Here is a 22,587-nt window from a genome sequence, read left to right on the forward strand (position 1 = left end):
GTGACGAGCGGCGGGGCTGGCGACGCTAAAGAGCGCGGCGGCAGCGGCGGCGCGCGTCAGTGGGGCATTCGGCGAAACACAGCAGCAGGTTAACGCACAGTTAGCCTGCGGGTGTGCGGTTGTTCACATAGCGGACTGGTGGAGGGCGGGCGCGGCTGTGAAGTAGCAGACAGGTTGAGCCGCGCAGGCCCCGAGCCGTAGCCGCTAGTGTGAGGTTGAAGTGAAGGTTCAGGGTTTAGTCCCTGCGGTACATATTTCGGCTGAACGAGGTTCTTTTGGCTATTTCGCGGAGTGACCGAAGCAGCGGTTGGACAAAACGGATAATGGCGAGCGTGTGCGGCATGGTGGCCGTCGCGGCCCTGGTGGTGCCGTTGGCGGTGGCCGCGCCCAGCGACGACGAGGTCGACGACGCCCGGCGCAAAGAACGCAGTGCGGCTGCAGACGTGGCGGCCATTGAGCTGGAACTGGTAGACCTGTCGACCCGCACGGATGAGGCGATGCGGCAGGCCCAAATCGTCGACGAGGAGCACGCCCGCGCACGCGACGACCTAGCGCAGGCCAAACAGGACGCTGAGGAGGCGTCCACGCGGGCCCGCGCGGCCCGAGACGAGGAGCAGGCCGCGCGTGGCAAGCTGGCGCGGGTAGCCACCGAGGCCTACCGAGACGGTTCGTCCAGTTTGCACGTGCTGGAGCCCTACCTGGCGGAAGAAGGCCTGAGCGGGGTGGCGCAGCGGTCGGCGGCGTTGGACCGGTTGGGCACGCGCGCCGAGCAGGAGGTGCAGAGCTACCAGGCCCTGCAGGAGGCGGCTGGCACGTTGGAGCGGCGGGCGGAGGAGTCTGCCCAGCGGGTGGCCTCCGCCGAGGCGGAGGTCGCCGCCCGCGCCGAGGCCTCCCGCGCTAACGCTACGACTTTGCGCAGCGAGCTGGCGGCGATGGAGAGCCAGCGAGAGGAGCTGCTGGGCGAGTTAGCCAAGCGCCGGGGCACCACGCTCGAGCTGGAGCGTAAGCGGGAAGAGGAAAACGAACGACGGCGCCGCGAGCAGGCCGAGGCCCAGGCGCGAGCCGACTTCGAAGCGGCCGCCCAGGCGCGCCGTGAAGAGGAGGCCCGCCAGCAGCAGGCCCCGGCCCCCGCGCCGCCCGCACCAGCAGAGCCAGCCCCGGCGCCCGCCCCCGCGGGAGAGGAAGAACCGGAGGAAGAGTCGGCTCCGGCTCCGGCGCCTGCCCCGGCTCCGGCGCCTGCCCCGGCTCCGGCCCCGGAGCCCGAGGTGGAGGAGGAAGAAGCCCCTGCCCCCTCGGGGGGCGGACACGGCGCGTTGGCCTTCGCGCGGGCCCAAATCGGGGTGCCCTACGTGTGGGGTGGCTCTGACCGCTCCGGCTACGACTGCTCGGGTCTAGTGCAGGCCGCGTGGGGTTCGCAGGGTCGGTGGCTGTCCCACTCCTCGCGCGCTCAATACCGAGAAACTGCCCGCGTGCCGCTGGAGGCACTGCAGCCGGGCGACCTCGTGTTCTGGTCGTCGTCCGGCGCCCCGGCCGACATCTATCACGTGGCGATCTACGCCGGAAGCGGCATGATCGTGCACGCCCCCGTGCCCGGCACCACGGTATCGGAGGTGCCGCTGTACTACTCCGGCGGCATCATGCCCTACGGCGGCCGCCCTTAAAGCGACCACAGTTGCGGGGTGGGGCATACGCTCCACCCCGCAACTTGGTGTTAGCGACAGGAGGGTGTGGGGGCCTTTCCCTTGGGAGAGTAAGCGAAAGTCTGGTTGACCATGCCTTGAGGGCATGTTTGGTGCGCGGCCCGAGGGATTCGCCTGGTTGTGGGGTAGGCGAAGTGAGGGCGGTTAGGAATCACCAGGTGGGCGCAGGCAAGACTAGGCGGCGATGCCGGGTCGTGGCAGGTGTCCTGAATCGACAGGGACAGTGCTGTACCTGGCTTACTGGCGGCGGTGCCTAAATATTCACCATTCTTGGAGAGTCACCGCCCAATGGTGGGCCACCCCTCACGTCTTTGCGTGACCTTCGGGCTCTCAGGTCCTTGCGCGACCGTGATGTCCTTAAGGCACCATCATGCCCTTAAGTCACCACCATGTCCTTAAGGCACCATCATGTCCCTAAAACACCGAAATAAGGACATGGTGGTGAGCTAAGGACATGGTGGTGGGCTAGGGCATAGCGGTGGGCTAGGGCATGGGGGTGGGCTAGGGCCCTGGTGGTGAGCTAAGCCCCTGGTGGTGGGGCTAGGGGCATGGCGGTGAGCTAAGGACATGATGGCGGGCTAGGGCCCTGGTGGTGGGCTAGGGCATGGCGGCGAGCTAAGGGCGGACAGGACGGGAGGCGGAGAGGGGCTGGGCCGAGCAAAAGGGTGGGGCGTCGGCCTCCCGACGCCCCACCACGTAAGCAGCGGCAGGTCAGTGCCCGCCAGCCTCGCGGAAACGCTCGTAGGAGCGCAGGATCTCCGCCTCGGTCTCCTCCCGACCGGCCCAGTGGGCACCTTCCACGGACTTGCCGGGCTCCAGGTCCTTGTACACCTCGAAGAAGTGTTGGATCTCCAGGCGGTGGAACTCCGAGACGTCCTCAATGTCGGTGCGCCACGAGGCCCGCTGGTCAGAGGCAGGCACACACAGGACCTTGTCGTCCCCACCGGCCTCGTCACGCATCCGGAACATCCCGAGCGCGCGGCAGCGAATCAGACAGCCGGGGAACGTGGGCTCCTCCAGCAGCACCAGCGCGTCGAGAGGGTCCCCGTCCTCGCCCAACGTGTTGTCAATAAACCCGTAATCGTCGGGGTAACGGGTAGAGGTAAACAGCATGCGGTCAAGACGGATGCGACCAGTCTCGTGGTCAACCTCGTACTTGTTGCGGTTGCCCTTGGGGATCTCGATTGTCACATCGAATTCGAGCACCGGTCCTCCTTTCGTGGCCGCACGGCGCAGCCGAATCGAGCATCTGTCATATCCTTGCACGGACGAGCGAAGGAGCGGGAAGTTGAATCGTTCTGCGTGGATTGCGGCTGGCCTGAGCGTGGCCTGGGTGGTGGGCGTGCCCGGATACCTGGCCCTGGACGCTGCCGACGTGTTACCCGGCCCTCTGACATACGCCACCCCGATGCCGAAGGCGGCCCCGCCGCCCACCCCCCGCCCGCTCGCCGCACGGCAACCGTCCCCTGTCGCGGATGCGGACGGTGCCCCCAGCGTCGACGCCGGGCAGGTGTCGACGGCCGTGACCGAGCTGGCGGGTAGGTTTGCCGATCCCGTGAAAGTTTCGGTCTTGGTGACTGATGGCATCAGCGGGGAGGTGCTCGGGGCCGTCGAACGCTCCACCCCGCTGACCCCCGCCTCGTCGCTGAAGATCCTCACTGGCGTGGCGGCCCTGCACGATCTGGGGGCCGCCCACCGGCTGGAGACCAAGACGGTGTTCGCGGACGGCACCCTCACCCTGGTGGGTGGGGGAGATGTGCACCTGGCCGCCGATAAAGGCAACGGTAAAGAGGCGTCCGGCTACGCCGGGCTCGGAGACCTCGCCCGCGCCAGCGCCGACCAGCTGCGGGCCGACGGCATCACCAGCGTCACCGTGGCGCTGGACGACACCCTCTTCCCCGAGTCGGATTGGAGCCACCCCGACTGGTCCGGGGCCTCCCTGAGCTTTGTCGGTAAAGTCCAGCCGCTCGCCATCGACGCAGGTCGGGTGGCGCCGGGCGAAAACGAATACCTGCCCGACCCCGCATTGGCTGCCGCACAGACCTTCGTCGAGCACCTACAGGCCGCAGGCATCACGGTCACCGGCGATGTCGGGCGGGCCCCTGCCCCGGCCCAGGCCCAGCCCGTGGCGGCCGTCTACTCGGCGCCGCTGCTGGACGTCGTCGCCCTGTCGATGAAGAAGTCCGACAACACCGCCACCGAGGTCGAGTGCCGCCTAGTGGCACTGCAGCAGGGGCGCTCCGCCACGTTCGCCGACGCCACCGCAGCCGTGCAAGAGACGCTGCGGGGGCTGGGGGTGGACCTTGCAGGCATCCAGATGCGGGATTGCTCCGGCCTGTCCGACAACAACCGGCTGACCGCCGCCAGCCTCATCTCCACCCTGCAGATGGCACAAAACTCCAACGTTGCCAGCCTGCGGCTTTTCCCCTCCGCCCTGGCGTTCGCCACCACGCCCGACGGCACCCTACGCAACCGATTCCACGACACGGACGTGGTGGTGCGCGCTAAAACGGGCTCACTTTCGACCGTCTCGTCCCTCACCGGCACCGTGGTGACTTCCTCGGGCCGTCCCATCAATTTCGCGGTCATCGTCGACGGCTTTCCCGAAGGGCAGCTGGACACCGCGCGCCTAGAGATCGACGCGTTCATTGAAGAGCTGGCCGCCCTGTAACCCGGAGCGTCACCAGTTGCCGCACGCCCCGGTGCCTGACCTGCCCCCACCGCGCCCGCCCCTAGCCCCGCCGGGCCGGGGGGCCCTGCCGGTGCGGCGCGCCGTTGCCGCCCACCTGGCGACCCTGCCACCCAGCACCGAAGTGGTGGTCGCCTGCTCCGGTGGCCCCGATTCCCTGGCCCTGCTGGCCGCCCTGGCCGACCTCACCCGCCCGCACGGCCCGCACGCAGACCTGCGGCCCCGCGTCCTGCACGTCGATCATGCGCTGCGCCCCGGCTCCGCCGCCGAAGGGGCGTGGGTGGTGGCCACGGCCCACGCCGCAGGCCTGTCCGACGCCCACACCACCACCGTCAGCCTCACCGGCCCCGGCGGCCCCGAAGCCGCCGCCCGCGCGGCCCGCCGGTCCGCGCTCGCGGCCCACGCCGGGCCGGGGGCGGACATTTTGCTTGGACACACGGCCGATGACCAAGCCGAGACCGTGCTGTTGGCCTTGGGGCGCGGGGCCGGGCTGACCGCGCTGGCGGGCATGGCACCGCAGGCCACGCTGCCGGGGGCGCGGGCCGGGGTGCGGCTGGTGCGGCCCCTGTTGGGGTTGCGGCGCGCCGACACGGTGGCGGCTTGCGCCGCCTACGGGTTGACGCCCCTGCTCGATCCCACGAATCATCCGGAGGATTCCACCTGGCGCGCGGCGGACGGCTCGCCGCTGCGGCGCGCCGCCGTGCGGCACCGGGCTTTGCCCGCCCTCGCCCAGGCGCTCGGCCTGGACCCGGTGCCCGCCCTGGCGCGCACGGCCGCCCAGGTGGCCGCCGACGCCGCCGCGCTAGACGAGCTGGCTGCGGGGGCCTACACCGCCGCGCGGGCGGCGGCAGCTGACCAAGGCCTCGCGGCCGCGCCTGGGGACGAGGCGGGAGCCGCGGCACGTGTGATTCGTCTCGACCTGGCCACTTTGGCAGCCCAGCCTGCGGCCCTGCGGACCCGGGTGCTGGCCCGGGCCGGGCAGGCCGCCGGTTGGCGGGCAGGGGCGGTAACCGCCCGGCATTTGGCGGCCTTGGACCGCCTGTGTGCCACGCCCGGCATGCGCGGCCCGCTTGCTTTGCCGGGGGCCCGCGCCTGGCGGGCAGGCCGTGCCGTCGTGGTGGCAGGCGGCGGGTTGTGACAAGCTTTTCCTAAGCCAATACTCCGGGGAGGAAACGTGGACGCCAGGGACATGGGCGAGGACCTCAAGGAAGTCCTCATCACGGAAGAGCAGATTGCCGCCCGCTTGCGGGAAATGGCCGCCGAGATCGATGCGGACTATGCCGACAAGGGAGAGATCCTGCTGGTCGGGGTGCTGCGGGGGGCAGTCATGGTGATGGCGGACCTCTCCCGCCTGCTGCACACCCCAGTATGCATGGACTGGATGGCGGTTTCCTCTTACGGCTCCGGGACCAAGTCTTCCGGAGTGGTGCGGATCCTGAAGGACCTCGACACTGACATCACCGACCGGCACGTGCTCATCGTCGAAGACATCATTGATTCGGGGCTGACCCTGTCCTGGCTGGCCGCCAACCTGGAGTCCCGCGGCGCCGCGTCCGTCAGGATCGCCACCTTGCTGCGCAAGCCGGAGGCTGCCAAGGTCGAGGTGGAGGCGGCCTACGTTGGCTTCGATATTCCGCCGGAGTTTGTCGTCGGCTACGGGCTCGACTACGCCGAGCGCTACCGCACCCTGCCGTTCGTCGGCACCCTGGCCCCCCACGTGTACGGCGGTTAAGGCTCGCTGGGCGCGAAAACTGCCCGCCGGGAGCCCGCCGGTCGGTTACGGTTCCCTCACTGTTGAAAAATATGGAGAGTAGAGCCGTCGCATGAGTGAGACGAAGAAAACCCCGCTGGTCCGCAACCCAGTGATGTGGCTAGCCCCGTTGGCGCTCCTGGCGGGCCTCGGCTGGATGCTGTTTTCCATGTCCGCCCCGGCCCGCATCGACACCTCGGAGGGGCTGGAGCTACTCAAGGGCAAGACCGTTGAGCGGGTCGTCATCACGGAAGGCATTCAAAACGTCGTCCTGGAACTGAACGAGGCGTACCAAAAGCAGCCGAGCCGACCGGGGCAGGCGGCTCGCGACGTCGGCAAGACCGTGCAGTTCAACTACGTGCAGGCCCAGGCACAGCAGGTGGCGGACCTCGCCAAGAGCGCGGAGCCGAAGTACGGCACGAACTCGATAGTGCCCACCACCAGTTGGTTCGGCTCGCTGTTCACCCTGTTGCTGCCCATCGCCATCCTGGTGGGGGCCTTCTGGTTCCTCTCCAGCCGCATGTCGGGCGGCCGCCTGGGCGGCTTCGGCAAGTCCAACGCTAAGAAGTACAACAAGGAAATGCCGCCGGTGCGGTTTGTGGACGTGGCTGGCGAGGATGAGGCCGTAGAGGAGCTGCAGGAGATCCGCGAGTTCTTGGCCGAGCCCGCCAAGTTCCAGGCCGTGGGGGCCCGCATTCCCAAGGGAGTGCTGCTCTACGGCCCGCCCGGGACGGGGAAGACCCTGCTCGCCCGAGCGGTGGCCGGGGAGGCCGGGGTCCCGTTCTACTCGATGTCGGGGTCCGAGTTCGTGGAGATGTTCGTCGGGGTCGGGGCCTCGCGTGTGCGGGACCTGTTCGAGCAAGCCAAGCAGAACGCGCCCGCCATCATCTTCGTCGACGAGATCGACGCCGTCGGTCGCCACCGCGGCTCCGGCATGGGGGGCGGACACGACGAACGTGAGCAGACCCTGAACCAGCTGTTGGTTGAGATGGACGGTTTCGACGAGCGCACCAACGTCATCCTCATCGCCGCCACCAACCGGCCCGACGTCCTGGATCCGGCGTTGCTGCGGCCGGGCCGTTTCGACCGACAGGTCGCGGTCGAGGCCCCCGACCTGAAGGGGCGGGAGGCGATCCTGCGGGTCCACGCGCAGGGCAAACCGCTGACCACCGACGTTGACCTGGCGCTGGTGGCCAAGCGCACCCCCGGCTTTACGGGGGCCGATCTTGCCAACGTGCTCAACGAGGCGGCGCTGCTCACGGCCCGCTCCAACGCCCAGTTGATCGACAACCGGGCCCTGGACGAGGCCATCGATCGGGTGATCGCCGGGCCGCAGAAGCGCACCCGGGTGATGAACGAGAAGGAGAAGCAGCTGACCGCCTATCACGAGGCGGGGCACGCCCTGGCGGCCGCGGCGCTGCGCTACACCGACCCCGTCACTAAGGTGACGATCCTGCCGCGCGGGCGTGCCCTCGGCTACACGATGGTGTTGCCGACGGAGGATCGCTACTCCACCACCCGCAACGAGCTTCTCGACCAGCTGACGTACGCGATGGGTGGGCGTGTGGCCGAGGAAATCGTGTTCCGGGACCCGACGACGGGGGCCTCCAACGACATTGAGAAGGCCACCGCCACGGCCCGCAAGATGGTCACCAGCTACGGCATGTCCGCCGAGGTCGGGCTGGTCAAGCTGGGGGAGTCCGACGGTGCCGAGCCGTTCCTGGGGCGGGATGGCATCTCCCGGCGGGAGTACTCCGACGCCCTGGCGGCCCGCGTGGACGCCGAGGTGCGGCAACTGTTGGCCGCCGCGCACGCCGAGGCGTGGGAGATCCTCACCCAGTACCGGGAGGTGCTCGATGCCCTCGCGCTGGAGCTGTTGGAGAAAGAGACGTTGGGCGAGGCCGAGCTGGCGGAGATTTTTGCGCCCGTGACCAAGCGGGAGGCTCGGCAGCAGTGGATTAGCGCTGAAGGATTGGTGCCTACCGGCCCGGGGCCGCGGAGCCGCACCGAGGTGGCGGCCGCCCCCGGCGACCAGACTCCGGCAGGGGCGGACATCCCGGCGGATGCCGTGCCGCCCGCCGACGCCGCGCCGCAGGAGCAGGCGTGAGCCCCTACGACGCCGTGGCGGTCGAGCGGGCGGTGCGCGACCTGTTGCGCGCCGTCGGCGAGGACCCGGATCGGGATGGGCTGCGGGAAACCCCGGCCCGCATGGCCCGGGCCTATCAAGAATTGTTCTCCGGGCTGGGGCAGGATCCTGCCGCCCACCTGGAGGCGGTCTTTGACATCGGGCACGAGGAGATGATCCTGGTGCGGGACATCCCCTTCTACTCGGTGTGTGAGCATCACCTGCTGCCGTTCCACGGGGTGGCGCATGTGGGCTACATTCCGGGGGCGGATGGGCGCGTGACGGGCCTGTCGAAGCTGGCGCGGCTGGTCGAAGGCTTCGCTCGGCGTCCCCAGGTGCAGGAGCGCATCACCTCGCAGGTTGCTGACGCGCTGGTGGAGCGACTGGCCCCCCGCGGAGCGATCACGGTGTTGAGTGCCGAGCACCTGTGCATGTCCATGCGGGGGGTAGCCAAACCGGGGTCCCGCACGATTACCTCGGCGGTGCGCGGCATTATGCGCAACCCGGCCACCCGCGCCGAAGCGATGGGCCTCATCCTGGGACAGTGAGCTTTGCCCCTTTCAGGTCGGGGACAGCCTGCCTAGTTAGGCTGCCCCCGTGCATCAGATAGCTCTCACGCGGGGCCAGGAACTGGCCCGGCAGCTGGGTCTACCCCCCGGGCGTACGGCGCTGTTGGGGGTAGTAAACACGACGCCAGATTCGTTTTCTGACGGGGGCCAGTTTCTGGACAGCTCTGCCGCCATCGACCACGCGCGCAACCTGCTGGGGGCGGGCGCGGACATCGTCGATGTCGGTGGCTATTCCACTCGACCGGGAGCTGCGCCGGTTCCGCCGACGGAGGAGGCGGCCCGCATCCTGCCGGTAGTGCGGGCTTTGGCTGCCGACGGGGTCGTCGTGTCGGTGGACACCTTCCGTTCCGACGTGGCGCGCGCCGCAATCAAGGCGGGCGCTCGCATCATCAACGACGTCTCGGGCACGCACGCCGATCCGGCGATGGCCGAGGTGGTGGCGGACGCGGGTGTGGTCTACATCTGTCAGCATTGGCGCGGCACCCCCGAGACGATGGATTCGTTGGCCACCTACACTGACCTGCTTGGGCAGGTGCGAGACGAGTTGGCTTCCCGCCTGACGGCCCTGGAGCGTGCGGGGGTTGCCGCCGACAAGGTGGTAGTCGACCCCGGCCTGGGGTTCGCCAAGGATGCTGACCAGTCCTGGCAGGTGGCCGCCCACTGGGAGTTTTTTGCCGAACTCGGCCACCCGGTGTTGCTCGGGGCCTCGCGCAAACGCATGCTCGCGGCCGTCCTGGGGGAGGGCGGTCAGCGCCCGGCCCGGGACCGCGACGTGGCCACGGCCGCGTTTACCGCCTTGGCGGCCGCTAGCGGCGTGTGGGGGGTGCGCGTGCACGACGTCGCCGCCAGCGCGGATGCCCGAGCCGTGGGGGCCCGGTGGCGCCAGGCGCGCCAAACGTCAGATACACAGGAAAGTAACGCACACTAGAACTCAAAGCCCTTGTGGAATAGGAGCGAGACATGACTGATCGCATTACCCTGACGGGGCTGAGTGCCCACGGTTACCACGGCGTGCTGGAGCAGGAACGCGAGGAAGGGCAGACCTTCACCGCTGATGTCGTGCTGGAGGTGGATTCGCGGGCCGCGGCCGGCTCGGACGACATCGCTGCCGCGGTATCGTACGCCGAGGTCGCAGAGCGGGTGGTGGCGGTGCTGGCAGGTTCACCGGTGAACCTGATCGAAACGCTTGCGGCCCGCATCGCGGCGGTGGTCCTCGCTGATGAGCGAGTGCAGGCCGTGGAAGTGACGGTACACAAACCGCAGGCCCCCTTGAATGTGCCGTTTGGTGATGTGTCGGTGACCATTCGGCGACCACTGGAGGCACCAGCCGCGACCGTCCTGCCGACGGCAGGCGACCAGCTGGCGGAAAAAGCGCCCGCCGCCCAAGCGGAGGGTGGCGGGACCGGCGCGGAGGAGCCCGCGCCCAGTCGCGCCCCTGCCGCAGCCAGCACCGTCTGGCCGGCCTCGGAGGCGCCCCCCGCCCCAGCTTCGCTCTATGAGGCAGCGGCGGCCAGTCCGGCCGCCCCGTTCGATAACTCGCCCGCGTTGCGCTCCATGGTTTTGTCCCTGGGGGCAAATCTTGGCGACACGGTGGCGACCCTGGACGCGGCGGTGGCGGACATCGCCGACCTGGAAGGGGTGCAGGTCATCGGGGTCTCGCCCCTGGTGGTGACCGCCCCGGTCTTGGAGTACGGGCAGGCACCCCAGGATGACTACCGCAACATCGTCGTTACCGGCACCACCACGCTCGCGCCCCTGGCGCTGCTGGATGCGTTGCAGGAGGTCGAGGAGTGGTACGGCCGGGAGCGGCGGGACAGATGGGGGCCGCGAACCCTGGACATCGACATCATTGAGTTGGGAGGGCTGCAGCAGTCCAACGAGCGTTTGACTTTGCCGCACCCACGCGCCCACTCCCGCGCCTTCGTGTTGTATCCGTGGGCGCTGCTGGACCCGAGCGCCCACCTGGCGGGCATCAGCGCCTCGGTATCGCATCTGGCTGACACCGCCAGCGATCGTGGCGGCGTGCGCGAGGTGCACGACCGGTGGCGCTCGCTGCGTAGCGCCGCTGCCGTGGAGGAGGGACCGGGCGGGCAGCCCGCGCTGGCGGGACAGTCGGTGGCCAACGAGGCGCAGGCCCAGTCGCCCGAGCGCCCGTCCCCGAGCGAGCCCGCCCCGGGCTACGACGAGTCCGCCGCCATGCCTCCCAGCTACGCCCCCAGCGGGAGCCCCAGTTCCGAAACGGAAGACGACTGGGAGGAGCCCGCTGCCCCCGGTCCCGCCGTGGCCGCAGGGGAGCCCGACCAGGTACTGCCCGCTGTAGCGGCGGACGAGAGCGGCAGCAGTGCGCCCGCGGCGCCCGTGCCGACGAGCGAGCCACCGGTGCTGACCGACAGGCCCAGCTTCCGCACGGCCGCCGAATACGCGGATGCCGCCCAGAGCGCGGCGAGCCAGTTCGACGACGAGGTGGAGGACTTCTCCTTTGCCGCCGTCGACGCTGCGACTCCCAGTTACCAGTCCGCCGGGCAGGGGGCCGGGAGCTTCGCTCCGGCGGCCGCCGAGGAGGAACCCGATGCCTACGGGCACCAGCCCGAGTCCCCGACGGGGCCGGAGTTGCCCGCCGTGGTGGAGCCCGTCAGCGCGGACCAGGTGACGCAGGATGCGGACGAACACCACTATGTGGAGGTCAAGGCCAACACCCCGTCGGTGGTGGAGCTCCCCCCGACCGGGCACTGGCCGGAAGGATTAGTTAAAGCGCCCGACACCAGCGCGGTGCCCGGGCAGGGGGGCGCCCTGCGTGACGCCGACCTTGAGGTGGCCGACATTCAACCCCCGGACTACGAAGATATGCCGCCGTCGTACGCCCCTACCGGCCGGGTGATGACGGCCGCCCCGGCGCCCGCCGTTAGCCCGCTCGCGGAACCGCCGCAGGTAGCCGAGGAGGCCGCTGGGTGGGGGGACGATGCGCCGCAGGAGGACGGGGTTGCCGCCCCCATCGAGGAGGATTGGGCCCCGGCGGCGGAGGCCGCGGAACCGTCTCCGGTACCTGCCGCCCCGGTGACGCCCCCGCCCTCGGCTGCTGCCCAGGAGGCCGAGCAGGCGGGCGAGGGCCAGGCGCCCCAACCCCCCTCCTCGCCGACCGAGCAGCCCGGGACCCAACAAGGTGATGGGTGGGCAGAGACACCGTCGTGGGATGACGTCATCGGTGGCCGAAACTAATGGGGAGGCTGCGGTGGCGCACGCTGGCGCTGTTGGCGGGCGGCGCATACTTGGTGTGCACCGCGGCCCTCTTCGCCCTTGACCTCGCGGGGCGTTTGACACCTGCCGTCTCGCCGCTGTTGGCATTGCCCTTGCTGGCCTGCGCGGTGGCGGTGGTGCTGCTCGGGCGTCAGGTGCGGCGCCTGGTGCGCCGGGAACGCACGCGCCTGGAACACTCCGACGCGGTGCGCGTGCTCTTGCTGGCGCAGGCCGCCATGGTGGTCGCTGCCCTGACGATCGGCTACCTGCTGGCGCAGCTGTCGGTGGCATTGACCAATATTGCGGCCCCCTACCCTCAGGCGCAGGCCTGGGGCAGTTTGGCGGGGCTCGCCGCCGCAGGCCTGCTGTTGGGCGCCGGGTACGTGGTAGAAGGGTGGTGCGTGCTCGACGACGATGAGGACGGCCCCGACACGCCGTCGTCCGGCCAGGGCGCCGCCGCCTGACCGGCGCGCCCACTGGCTGCGGTGCGGGCCGGGCCGTAACGTCTACCGCATGGCTCGTCCCCAACCTCCCTCCTCCCGCCCGGCGCGCAGGCAGCCACCCGGCGGTCGTCCGGTCCGGCCGGTGCGTGGCGGCGGCCCGCGGCGCCCGTCCGGCCCGCCGCGGCGTCCGGCCCGCCCTCCGGCAGGCCGACCACGGATATTGATTCACCGGGTGGTGATTGCGGCGGTGCTGGGCGTGGGGCTGCTCTTGCTAGTCTTCTGGGGCACCCTGTGGCTGGTGGGGAAGATTACCGGGAGCGATGCCACGCAGGCCAATGAGCCGACGGAAATATTCACCCCGAGCGCCTGCGCGCAAGACTCGTTGCTGTTGACGAGCACCGCGCCCTCCACGGCCACCGCCGGGGAACCACTGAACATCGAGGTGAGCGTCTCTACGACCTCTGAGCAACCCTGCCTACTGGATGTGGGAGAGAAAATGCTTGGGATCACGGTGCACACGGGCGAGCAGCTGGTGCTGGATACGCGCGGCTGCGCCGCTGCCGAGGCCGAGCAGCTGCCGCTGCTGTTGCGACAGGGCGACACCTGGAAGCAGACGTTTACTTGGGATGGGCTGGTGCGGGGCGAGGGCTGCGAGGCGGGCAGTAAGGCGGCCGCAGGCACCTACGTGGTGCGCTACTTGCACGGCGAGCACAAGGTCACCGAGCCGACCATCATCACTTTGCAGTAGGGGGTTTTAGCCCCAGCGGTCGAAGTGACTGGCCTTGGCGAAGCGCCCGAGCCCGTCGTAGACGGCGCGGGCCCGCAGCGGGCCGACGCCGTCCACGGTTTGCAGCTGCTCCTGGGAGGCTTGCAGCACCCGGCGGAGCGGACCGATGGTGTGGATGATGGATTCGGCGACCACGGGCGGCAGCCGCGGAATGCGGGAGAGCATGCGGTAGCCGCGTGGAGACACCGGCAGCTCAAGACCGAGGCCCTCGGGGTCGGATAGGCCCAGGGAGGCGGACAGCGTCGTGTAGTCCAACAATTCGGTGGAGCTCAAGGAGGAGATGATTTCTTCGGCCTTGCGCACGAGGGACAAGGTGGCGACGTAGTCGCGCAGCACGTAGGCCCGCTCGGCTGCCAATCCACGCACCAGCTCATCCAATTGGAGGGATACGAGGCGACCGTCGGTGCCGAGCTCGGCGACGTAGCCGTCAATCTCCGAGCCAATCCGCAACACCATTTCCTGCCGTTGCAGCACGACGGCGACGTCCCCCACCGTCACCATGTCAGCAAATTCGAGCGCTGACAGGGTACGGGTTACTTCCTCCAGGCGCGACTTGTAGCGTTCCAGGGTCGAGATCGCTTGATTGGCGCGGGCCAGGATGTGGGCGGAGGGCTCAAGCACATGCCGTTCCTGGCCCAGGTAGAGGCTGATGGTGTTCATCGACTTCGACACGGAGATCACGGGGAACCGGGTTTGGCGCGCCACCCGCGCCGCAGCGCGGTGCCGCATGCCGGTCTCGGAGGTGGGGATCGAGGTCTCGGGGGTCAGCTGCACGTTGGCCCGCACGATGCGGCGCTGTTGATGGTCGATAACCAGGGCGCCGTCCATCTTGGCCAGCTCCCGCAGCCGGGTGGCCGAGAACTCCACATCCAGCTCGAAGCCACCAGAGCAGAGGGACGCCACGGTCTCGTCGTAGCCGAGCACGATCAGGGCCCCGGTGCGGCCCCGCAGGATACGTTCGAGCCCTTCGCGCAGCTCGGTACCGGGGGCCACTGAGGGGAGGGCCTGGCGCATCGACAGTAGCGGGGCCAAGCTGGTCACTGTGGCCTCCTTTCCCGTGCTCGCCGGGTAGTTTTCCGCCAATTCTAGCGGGGATGGTGAAGTGGATTAGGGGGCGGTGCCAGGAGCCACCTAGCGCAGCTCTTGGTTCCGTTGTTCGGGGAGGGCCAGGGTAGCGCCGCAGGCGGTGCCGAAAGCGACCGCGAAGAGGCCGAAGAGCAGCAGCACGCCGCCCCACTGCACGAGCAGCGGCACGGACAAGGGGGCGATGATGGAGGCGATGCGGCCAAAACCGGCGGCTGCGCCTGTCCCGGTGCCGCGCAGGCCAGTGGGGTAAAGCTCAGGGCCAATGGCATACAAGGCTCCCCAGGCCCCCAGGTTGAAGAAGCTCAACAGGCAACCGGCCGCGATGATCTGCCAGGACGTCGAGGCCAACCCGAAGCCGATGGCGGCCAGTGCGGAGCCGGCGAGGAAGAGGGTTAACGTCCGGCGGCGCCCCCAACGCTCGATGAGGACGGCAGCTACCGCGTAGCCAGGCAATTGCGCCAGGGTCATGACTAGGGTGAAGCTGAAGGATTTCGCGAGGGGGTAGCCGCTGGCGAACAGCAGGGACGGGATCCAGATGAATGCGCCGTAGTAGGCGAAGTTCATCATGAACCAGATGGTCCACAAGGCGGCGGTGCGGCCTGCGAGCGGGCGGCTCCATATCGACCGGGGTTGCCCCTGCGTGGCTGGTTTTTGCTCTGCTCGGGGCGGAGTCGCGGCAGCCGCGGGACCAGGTTGGCGGCCGGCCGAGGCCTCGAAGGAACGCACGATCTGCTCGGCCTCGGGGTGGCGGCCGCGCATCTCCAGGTAACGCACCGACTCGGGCATGCCGAAGCGCACCACGAGGGCGTAGACGGCGGGCACGCAGCCCAGGGCAAACGCCCAGCGCCACCCGGCGGGGGAGGCGGACACGACGTATCGGCCCACGAGCGCCGCCGCGATCCAGCCCACCGCCCAGAAGGCCTCCAGCAGCACCACCATGCTGCCGCGCACCCGTCGGGGCGCGAACTCGGAAATTAGCGTCGAAGCTACGGGCAGTTCGGCGCCCAGGCCAACGCCAACGATGAAGCGCAGCGCGACCAGCAGGGCGAAGGTGGGGGCGAGGGCGGAGGCCCCGGTTGCCAGCCCGTACAGCACCAGGGTGGCGGCGAAGACTTGGCGGCGACCGAAGCGGTCGGCCAGGCGGCCGCCGAGGACGGCACCCAGCGCCATGCCCGCGAAACCAATGGCGCCCAGCAGTGAGATCTGCCAGGCGGCCAGCTGCCAGTGGGCGGTCAGGGCCGCCATGACGAAGGCGATGAGGCCGACGTCCATGGCGTCCAGCGCCCACCCGATACCGGAGGCCCCGAGCAGACGCAGGTGCTTGCGGGTGACCGGGAGGTTGTCGAGGCGTTCTTGGCGGGAGGCGGGGGAGGAAGCCACTGGTCCTGCTTTCAGTTCGGATGGTCCCAGTCTAGTGCGGTAGCGCTAAACGCCTAGGGGAGGCCTATGGGATGGCCCGCAGGGCATCGGCCAGGGTGGAAACTTCGCTGACTGCGGCGCGGGCGGCAGCGTCGGGCAGTTTCGCCGTGGCCCCCGGCGGGACCAGGATCCGCTGCTGACCCAAACGCATGGCCTCGGCCACCCGTTGAGCCAAGAGGGGCACGCTGCGTACCTCCCCGGCGAGCGTGACCTCCCCCAGGGCGGCCAACCCGTGCGGCAGGGCGGCATCGCGGGCCGCCGACGCCACGGCTAGGCACAGCGCCAGATCGGCGGCCGGGTCGCGCAGCGTCATCCCGCCGACCGTGGCCAGGAAGAGATCCTTGTCTGCGAGCTTGAGGCGGGCTTGCCGCTCGGTGACGGCCAACAGCATGGCGGCCCGGGCGCTTTCCAGGCCGGAGACCCCGCGGCGCGGATTGGGCACCGTGCTGGGGGCCACCAGGGCCTGAATCTCGGCCAGCAGTGGCCGTCGTCCAGCCACCGTGACCGTGACGCAGGTGCCGGCAATGGGTTGACTGGCGGCGGAGCGGAAGAGGTGAGAGGGGTCCAAGACCTCCTGCAGTCCGGTGTCGGTCTGTTCGAAGCACGCCACCTCGTCAGCCGGGCCGAAACGGTTCTTCACGGTGCGCAGCAAGCGCAGGGAGGTGTGGCGATCGCCCTCCAGCGACAGCGTGGTGTCGACGACATGTTCCAGGGCCCGCGGGCCAGCGACCGTCGATTCTTTGGTCACCTGCCCCACCAGGCACACGGGGATGCCGCGGGACTTGGCTACCCGGGTCAGGGCCCCGGCCACCGCCATCACTTGGGCGACCCCGCCGACCCGGCCCTCGACCTCTTGGGAGGCAATGGTTTGCACCGAGTCAACGATGACGAAAGCCAAGTCGGGACCTGTCTCGTCGAGGTGCCCGATGATGGCGCTTAGTTCGGTGTCGTCGGCCACCAGCAGACTCGGCGCATCCGCCCCGATGCGCCGTGCCCGCACCGCGATCTGGTGCGTGGACTCTTCGCCCGACAGGTACAGCACGGGCTGGCCGGTGCGTGCGGCCACCTGGTGGGCGATCGTCAGCAGGAGCGTTGACTTGCCCGCGCCCGGCTCGCCGGACAGCAGTAGCACCTGGCCCGGCACGAGCCCACCCCCGACTATGCGGTCGAACTGGGACAGCCCCGTAGAAATGCGGTCCTGTGGCGCGTCTACCCCCACCTCGCGCACCGGGCGGGCCGTCCGGGCCGGGGAGGACCCCAGTAGACTCGGACCGCTGCCCCCGCCGGGCGGGGTACTTTCGGTGATGGTGCCGTACTCGCCGCAACGCGCACACCGCCCCGCCCACTTGACTGCCTTCGCCCCGCAGCTATTGCAGGCATAGTTGCTGCTGGTCCGTGCCATGGTGCCCCTTTCTCGGTGATGTCCTCACCGTAGCGCCGCCCACTGACAAGCCAGCGGCACTAGGGGCGGGCAGCGAAGCGTTCTAGCAGCGAGGCATCGCCGGAGACGATGATGACGTCGTTGGGGTAGATAGAGGTTTGGGGGGAGGCGTACTCGAAGGGTTCGCCGGGACTCATCACGCCGATCACGGTCACCCCGTACTTCGAGCGGATCTTTGATTCGGCCAGGGTGAAGCCGTGGGTCTCCTTCGGGGGCCGCATCTTGACGATGGAGAAGCCCTCTCGCTCCAGTTCGATGTAGTCCAGCATGCGGCCCGACACCAGGTGGGCGGCGCGCTGGCCGGCGTCGTACTCCGGGTAGACGACGTGGTGGGCCCCGATGCGTTTGAGGATGCGGCCGTGCTCGCGGGAGGTGGCCTTGGCCCAAATCGACGGGATGCCGAGGTCGACGAGGTTGGCGGTGGTCAGCACTGAGGCCTCCAAGGAGGAGCCAACCCCCACCACGGCGGAGGCGAACTCGGCGGCCCCGAGCTGTTCGAGGGCGTCGAGGTTGGTGGCGTCGGCCTCCGCCAGGGCCAGGCGGCCCGACCACTGCTGAACTTTCAGGGGGTTGGCCTCCACGGCGAATACCTCGCGGCCGAGCCGCTCCAGCGTCACCGCCACCGCCGAGCCGAACCGGCCGAGGCCGATGACTAGGGTGCCGGAGTTGCGGGCCTTGTCTGCCATGTCGCCTCCTTTGCTGCCAGCGGGCCTATTGTGTCATCGGGGACTGCCGAGGGCTAGCCAGGCGCACGATTCCGCCCCTGACGGCTGCTGCGTGCGGCTTGGGTCACAGATGCGTGACGTTGATCGCTTTAGTTTATCTAAATGTGTCAGTAAATGCCGTAGGGGTAGTGAAGATTGCTTGGCAACTCGCGCAAATTGAAGTGATTCAATGTTGGAATTCACAGAAAATTCATCGCATATCACAGGTGCTTTCATGGGATTTGCGTGGCTAAATATGTACATGGCCCAAGAACAAACTGGACTCCGCCTGACCCGCAAAGACGGGTCGCCACTCCGTGTTCTCGTTGTCGACAGTGAAACCAACATCGCCGAACTGCTGGCGATGACGCTGCGCTACGAGGGTTGCGACGTGCGCGTTGCCAGCTCCGCCCGCGCCGCCATCAAGCTTGCCAAGGAGATCGACCCGGACGCCGCCGTCCTGGACATCCAGGTGCCCGAGCTGGACGGGCTGGGGGTGTCGCGCAAGCTGCGAGAGGCAGACCCGGCACTGCCGGTGCTGTTCCTGACAGCCAAAGACGGCGCGGAGGACCGCGTCGTCGGTTTGACCGCAGGGGGCGATGATTACGTCTCCAAGCCCTTCAGTCTGGAGGAGGTGGTGGCCCGCCTGCGGGCCCTCATGCGCCGGGCCGCCCTCGACAAGGTGGCGGCCGAACCGGTGCTGTGCGTAGGGGATCTGACCCTGAACGAGGACTCGCACGAGGTCTTTCGGGACGGTGAGGAGATACGGCTGACCGCCACCGAGTTCGAGCTGCTGCGGTTCCTGATGCGCAACCCGCGGCGGGTGCTGTCCAAGGCCCAGATCCTGGACCGGGTGTGGCACTACGACTTCGGGGGGCAGGCCAACGTGGTGGAGCTGTACATCTCCTACCTGCGCAAGAAGATCGACGTGGGCCGGGATCCGATGATTCACACGATGCGGGGCGCGGGCTACCTGCTCAAGCCTGCGGAACACGCGCGCGCAGCGAGCTGACGGCGCTACGCCGGTCTGGTGGGGGGTCGGTCGGGCAGGGGCCCGCCGACCCCCAAAGCTATGTTCGTGATCATCCTGTGATGGCAGGTATCCGGGCCCGTGCGCCGCATATACGGGCAAATTGGCAATCGCAAATGATGACCGTCGTAATCTGATAGTAACCTGGGAGAAAAGCCGTGGTGGGGTCGTGCGGCGCGCGCAGCAAATGCTGGTCGGCTTTCTCGCGGCCCGCCGCCGGTTGTTAGCCGATGATGGGACGTTCCTCCGGGAACCGCACCACGCGGCGGCGATCCCGTAGTGCCAGCGCCGCGGCCAGCGTCATCGTGCCGGTGCGGCCAATGAACATCAGCGCGGTCAGCAGGTACTTGGCGGACTCCGGCAGCTTGTCGGTCACCCCTGGCGACAGCCCCACCGTGGCGAACGCCGAGATTACCTCGAACAGTGCCCGGTCCAGCGGCAGCCCCGTCAACTCCAGCAGCATCAGGGTTGAGGCTCCCACGGTGATAGCCCCGACGAACGTCACCGCCACCGCCAGCCGGATCGTGGGCAGGCCGATGCGGCGCCCGAAGGCCTCAATGTCCTGATCCCCCCGCGCCTCGGCCACGATCGCCGCCAACATCACCACCAGCGTGGTGACTTTGATCCCGCCCGCCGTGGAGGCCGAACCACCGCCGACGAACATGAGGGCGTCCTGCAGGAACCACGACGAGGACGTCATGTGTTCCGTCGGCACGATCGCCAGTCCGGAAGAACGGGAGTTCACCCCCCACGTCAGGGCCGCCGTCAGCTTCTCATTGAACGAGAAGCTCTTCAGGGTCAGCGGGTTGTTCCACTCCAGCAGAGACAGGGCCAGGACCGCCAGCACCGCCAGCCCCAGGTACGACGTCAGCGTCAGCTTCGTGTGCAAGGACCACTTGGCGGGGGTGCGCCAGCGCGCCGCCACATCCAGGATGACCGGGAAGCCGACCGCCCCCAGGACCGTGCCCACCACGATGGGGATGGTCATCGACCAGTCGCCGACGAACTGGGCCATGCCCTCCGGCAGGATCACAAAGCCTGCGTTGTTAAAGATGGACACGGCCATGAATGCCGCGTGCCACAGGGCCGCCAGCCAATCGTGGTCGAGGGTCAAAAAGCGCGGAAACAGCACCAGGGTCAGGAGGAACTGGGCGGTGAACGCCGTGATCACCACCGCCCGCATCAGCGTGCCGACCTCGCCGAGCCGCGTGAACTTGGTCTCCGAGGCGGTCAACAGCCGCTGGGTCAGCCCGATGTGCCGCGAGACGGCCAGGGATAGTAGCGAGGCCAGAGTCATGACCCCCAGGCCTCCCACCAGGGCCGAGAGCATGATCATGGCGTGCCCGAAGGTCGACCAGTAGGTGGCCGTATCCACCGGGGATAGGCCCGTGACGCACACCGCCGAGGTGGCCACGAAGAGGGCGTCGACGAATGGGGGGCGTTGCCCGGAGGCCGTGGCCGCCGGGGTCCACAGTGCCAACGTGACCACTCCGATGATGCTGGCGAAGACCCCGAGGGCGAGGCGCGCGGGCGAGGTGCGCGCCGCATGGTCAACGACGTCGCGGGCGCGGGCCGCCAGGCGTTTGACGAACACCTCTTTCCTCCTTTGTCGGTCGGCAGAAACGACCCTAGTAGCCGTCGCCGCGTGGGCAAATTGTCGCCCACGGGTGCCACCAGTGACGGGCCCAACTCGCTCGCAGGGCCCAAAGCCTTGTATCATGCGGCAGTCGAGGCGTGTGGCATCGCTGCGCGCGCGTGCCACTACAGCCAACTTAGGAGGATCAATGGGCTCCGTCATCAAGAAGCGCCGTAAGCGCATGGCGAAGAAGAAGCACCGCAAGCTGCTTCGCAAGACCCGTCACCAGCGTCGCAACAAGAAGTGACTGGCACGGGCCCGGCCCTTTGGGTCGGGCCCGTCGTGCCACACCTATGCCAGCTGCGGGTATCACCACGAAAGGGGGCGGCAGATGGAGGCTGAGGAGAAGCAGGCCAGCGTGCCTGCCGACTACGACCCCGGCCGCCTGCCGTGGGAGCACACAGAAGCCGAATGCCGGGCCGCCCAAGCGGCGTTCGGTACCGCCCCCGACGCGGCGGCGGGACACTGGCACTTTACCGAGGCCGAGTTCACGGCCTGGCGGGGGCTGCTGCACGGATCACTGGCGATCTACGACGAGCTGAACCGCAATCTGGAATCGAACTGTGGGATCTCGCTGGGGGAGTACGAGGTGCTGGTGCACCTGGTGGAGGCCCGCGGGCACCGTCTGCGCATGGCCCAGCTAGCCGAGACGGTGTCTTTTTCCCGTTCGCGCCTGACCAACACGATCAGTCGCATGGAGAAACGTGGCCTCGTCACCCGCGGCTCCTGCGCCTCTGATGGGCGCGGGGTGATTGCCATGCTCACGCGGGCGGGGGCCGACTTCCTGGCCGAGGTGGCACCCGTCCACCTGCGGGCAGTGCGCGAGCGCCTGGTGGAGCGCCTGAGCGAGCAGCAGTTGAGCCAGCTGGCCGAGATAATGGAGACCTTGGTGCCGGGTTCGACCCGTCCGCACCACTAAACCCTTGTTCCGCGTGAAAGACTGACTCGTATGGAACGCACCACCGTACACCTGTTGCGCCACGGCGAAGTTTTCAACCCCACCGGCATTTTGTACGGGCGCCTGCCCGGCTTTCACCTTTCCGAGCGGGGGCAGGCGATGGCCTTGCGGGTGGCCGACGTGCTGGCCGCGGGCGGGCACGAGGTGCGGGCGGTGCTGCACTCGCCCCTGGAGCGGGCCCGTGAGACGGCCACGCCCACGGCCGAGCGCTTCGGCCTGCCGCTGCAGGCGGACGTGCGCCTGATTGAAGCGGACAATGCCTTCGAGGGGGTGCCGGTCAACCGGGACCGTCGTCAGCTGGCCCACCCACGCTACTGGCCGCTGTACACCAACCCGCTGCGTCCCAGTTGGGGGGAGGCCTACCGAGCGCAAGTGGCGCGCATGTGCGCCGTCATCCGGGACGTCGTCAACGATGTGCCCGGCGGGGAGGTGCTGCTCGTCTCCCACCAGCTTCCCATCTGGGTCACCCGCCTGTTCCTAGAGCGCCGCCGCCTGTGGCACGATCCGCGCCGCCGCCAATGCGCGTTGGCCTCCTTGACGTCGCTGACCTTCCAGGATCGCCGCCTCGTGGGATTGTCCTACTGGGAGCCCGCCCGCGATCTGGTAGCGGGCAGTGCTGACATGGTGCCGGGACTGTCAGCGGCCAGCGAGAACCGGGGCTAGCGGGGCGGACCGTCTGCCCCGCCCCGACCCGCTAGCTTAGCCATTGCCCTCTGCGCGGTATTTGACGTCAGTGGGGCTGGGGCTGGACATGTGTGGTGGGGGCTGTTTTGCTTTGGGAGGGTGGGGGAAGGTCTGGTGGGGCATGCTGTGAGGGTGGGGAGGAATGTGCCTGGTTGTGGCGTTTGCGGAACGAGCATGGTCACTGCGGGCCACCATCATGCCCTTGTGCAACCATCACGCTCTTAAAACACCGAACTAGGGACGTGGCGGTGAACTAAGGGCATGGCGGTGGGCTAAGGGCGAGATGGCCGGACGTCACGCACCCGCCATGACACACCGCGCCCGGGCACCCA

20 protein-coding genes are annotated in these 22,587 nt (G+C 68.7%); 14 read left to right on the plus strand and 6 right to left on the minus strand.

Going from position 1 to position 22,587, the window contains the following annotated elements; all coding sequences use genetic code 11:
* Window positions 1–323: 323 nt before the first annotated feature.
* Window positions 324–1,661: a C40 family peptidase gene (locus tag BSZ40_RS00480; protein ID WP_143180831.1), complete on the plus strand. Its 1,338-nt coding sequence runs from the start codon at window positions 324–326 to the stop codon at window positions 1,659–1,661.
* Between the two features lie 750 nt (window positions 1,662–2,411).
* Here BSZ40_RS00480 and BSZ40_RS00485 read toward each other — a convergent pair.
* A complete protein-coding gene (locus BSZ40_RS00485; RefSeq protein ID WP_073822180.1) occupies window positions 2,412–2,906 on the minus strand; it encodes an inorganic diphosphatase in 495 nt (164 codons plus the stop codon).
* 82 nt (window positions 2,907–2,988) lie between these two features.
* Here BSZ40_RS00485 and dacB point away from each other — a divergent pair, with 82 nt between their 5' ends.
* The 9 genes from dacB to BSZ40_RS00530 all read left to right on the plus strand — a co-directional run bounded on the left by dacB (window position 2,989) and on the right by BSZ40_RS00530 (window position 13,258).
* The gene (dacB, locus tag BSZ40_RS00490; RefSeq protein ID WP_073822181.1) at window positions 2,989–4,371 is read left to right on the plus strand and encodes a D-alanyl-D-alanine carboxypeptidase/D-alanyl-D-alanine endopeptidase; all 1,383 of its coding nucleotides are present in this window, start codon (window positions 2,989–2,991) and stop codon (window positions 4,369–4,371) included.
* 16 nt (window positions 4,372–4,387) lie between these two features.
* Window positions 4,388–5,527 carry a tRNA lysidine(34) synthetase TilS gene (tilS, locus tag BSZ40_RS00495; RefSeq protein ID WP_222842718.1) on the plus strand — a complete coding sequence of 380 codons (1,140 nt, stop codon included), beginning with the start codon at window positions 4,388–4,390 and terminating at the stop codon, window positions 5,525–5,527.
* Between the two features lie 36 nt (window positions 5,528–5,563).
* Complete coding sequence (hpt, locus tag BSZ40_RS00500; protein ID WP_073822183.1) at window positions 5,564–6,121, plus strand: hypoxanthine phosphoribosyltransferase; 558 nt, start codon at window positions 5,564–5,566, stop codon at window positions 6,119–6,121.
* A 91-nt stretch (window positions 6,122–6,212) separates the two neighbouring features.
* The gene (gene ftsH / locus BSZ40_RS00505; RefSeq protein ID WP_073822186.1) at window positions 6,213–8,246 is read left to right on the plus strand and encodes an ATP-dependent zinc metalloprotease FtsH; all 2,034 of its coding nucleotides are present in this window, start codon (window positions 6,213–6,215) and stop codon (window positions 8,244–8,246) included.
* Window positions 8,243–8,812, plus strand: coding sequence for a GTP cyclohydrolase I FolE (gene folE / locus BSZ40_RS00510; RefSeq protein ID WP_073822188.1), 570 nt, complete (start codon window positions 8,243–8,245; stop codon window positions 8,810–8,812). Before ftsH ends, folE begins: the two co-directional genes overlap by 4 nt.
* A gap of 49 nt (window positions 8,813–8,861) precedes the next feature.
* Window positions 8,862–9,761, plus strand: coding sequence for a dihydropteroate synthase (folP, locus tag BSZ40_RS00515; RefSeq protein ID WP_245793740.1), 900 nt, complete (start codon window positions 8,862–8,864; stop codon window positions 9,759–9,761).
* Window positions 9,762–9,793: 32 nt separating this feature from the next.
* Window positions 9,794–12,049, plus strand: a complete 2,256-nt coding sequence (folK, locus tag BSZ40_RS00520) for a 2-amino-4-hydroxy-6-hydroxymethyldihydropteridine diphosphokinase (RefSeq protein ID WP_073822190.1) — start codon at window positions 9,794–9,796, stop codon at window positions 12,047–12,049.
* Window positions 12,049–12,531 carry a DUF3180 family protein gene (locus tag BSZ40_RS00525; protein ID WP_073822192.1) on the plus strand — a complete coding sequence of 161 codons (483 nt, stop codon included), beginning with the start codon at window positions 12,049–12,051 and terminating at the stop codon, window positions 12,529–12,531. The genes folK and BSZ40_RS00525 overlap by 1 nt, the downstream gene beginning before the upstream one ends.
* Before the next feature lie 49 nt (window positions 12,532–12,580).
* Window positions 12,581–13,258 (plus strand): hypothetical protein, encoded by a 678-nt coding sequence (locus BSZ40_RS00530; protein WP_158020847.1) that lies wholly within the window; start codon window positions 12,581–12,583, stop codon window positions 13,256–13,258.
* 6 nt (window positions 13,259–13,264) lie between these two features.
* Here BSZ40_RS00530 and disA read toward each other — a convergent pair whose 3' ends face one another.
* The 4 genes from disA to BSZ40_RS00550 form a co-directional block, all read right to left on the minus strand.
* Window positions 13,265–14,311 (minus strand): DNA integrity scanning diadenylate cyclase DisA, encoded by a 1,047-nt coding sequence (disA, locus tag BSZ40_RS00535; protein ID WP_073822704.1) that lies wholly within the window; start codon window positions 14,309–14,311, stop codon window positions 13,265–13,267.
* 117 nt (window positions 14,312–14,428) lie between these two features.
* The gene (locus tag BSZ40_RS00540) at window positions 14,429–15,763 is read right to left on the minus strand and encodes an MFS transporter (protein ID WP_073822196.1); all 1,335 of its coding nucleotides are present in this window, start codon (window positions 15,761–15,763) and stop codon (window positions 14,429–14,431) included.
* A gap of 64 nt (window positions 15,764–15,827) precedes the next feature.
* Window positions 15,828–17,204, minus strand: coding sequence for a DNA repair protein RadA (radA, locus tag BSZ40_RS00545; protein WP_073822199.1), 1,377 nt, complete (start codon window positions 17,202–17,204; stop codon window positions 15,828–15,830).
* Between the two features lie 59 nt (window positions 17,205–17,263).
* On the minus strand, window positions 17,264–17,929 hold the full coding sequence (locus BSZ40_RS00550; RefSeq protein WP_073822201.1) for a potassium channel family protein: 666 nt from the start codon (window positions 17,927–17,929) through the stop codon (window positions 17,264–17,266).
* Window positions 17,930–18,203: 274 nt separating this feature from the next.
* Between BSZ40_RS00550 and BSZ40_RS00555 the strand changes: the two genes are divergently transcribed.
* Window positions 18,204–18,959: a response regulator transcription factor gene (locus BSZ40_RS00555; RefSeq protein ID WP_425425631.1), complete on the plus strand. Its 756-nt coding sequence runs from the start codon at window positions 18,204–18,206 to the stop codon at window positions 18,957–18,959.
* A 241-nt stretch (window positions 18,960–19,200) separates the two neighbouring features.
* Here the strand turns inward: BSZ40_RS00555 and BSZ40_RS00560 are convergent, their stop codons facing one another.
* Complete coding sequence (locus BSZ40_RS00560) at window positions 19,201–20,571, minus strand: TrkH family potassium uptake protein (RefSeq protein ID WP_073822203.1); 1,371 nt, start codon at window positions 20,569–20,571, stop codon at window positions 19,201–19,203.
* A 190-nt stretch (window positions 20,572–20,761) separates the two neighbouring features.
* Here BSZ40_RS00560 and BSZ40_RS00565 point away from each other — a divergent pair, with 190 nt between their 5' ends.
* From BSZ40_RS00565 to BSZ40_RS00575, 3 genes are all read left to right on the plus strand, one after another.
* Window positions 20,762–20,860, plus strand: coding sequence for a 30S ribosomal protein bS22 (locus BSZ40_RS00565; RefSeq protein WP_003792170.1), 99 nt, complete (start codon window positions 20,762–20,764; stop codon window positions 20,858–20,860).
* Window positions 20,861–20,944: 84 nt separating this feature from the next.
* A complete protein-coding gene (locus BSZ40_RS00570) occupies window positions 20,945–21,532 on the plus strand; it encodes a MarR family winged helix-turn-helix transcriptional regulator (RefSeq protein WP_084542505.1) in 588 nt (195 codons plus the stop codon).
* A 30-nt stretch (window positions 21,533–21,562) separates the two neighbouring features.
* Window positions 21,563–22,234, plus strand: a complete 672-nt coding sequence (locus BSZ40_RS00575; protein WP_073822205.1) for a histidine phosphatase family protein — start codon at window positions 21,563–21,565, stop codon at window positions 22,232–22,234.
* Window positions 22,235–22,587: the final 353 nt, after the last annotated feature.

Source organism: Buchananella hordeovulneris (genome assembly GCF_001907235.1).
In the GTDB taxonomy this organism is placed as follows: Bacteria; Actinomycetota; Actinomycetes; order Actinomycetales; family Actinomycetaceae; genus Buchananella; species Buchananella hordeovulneris.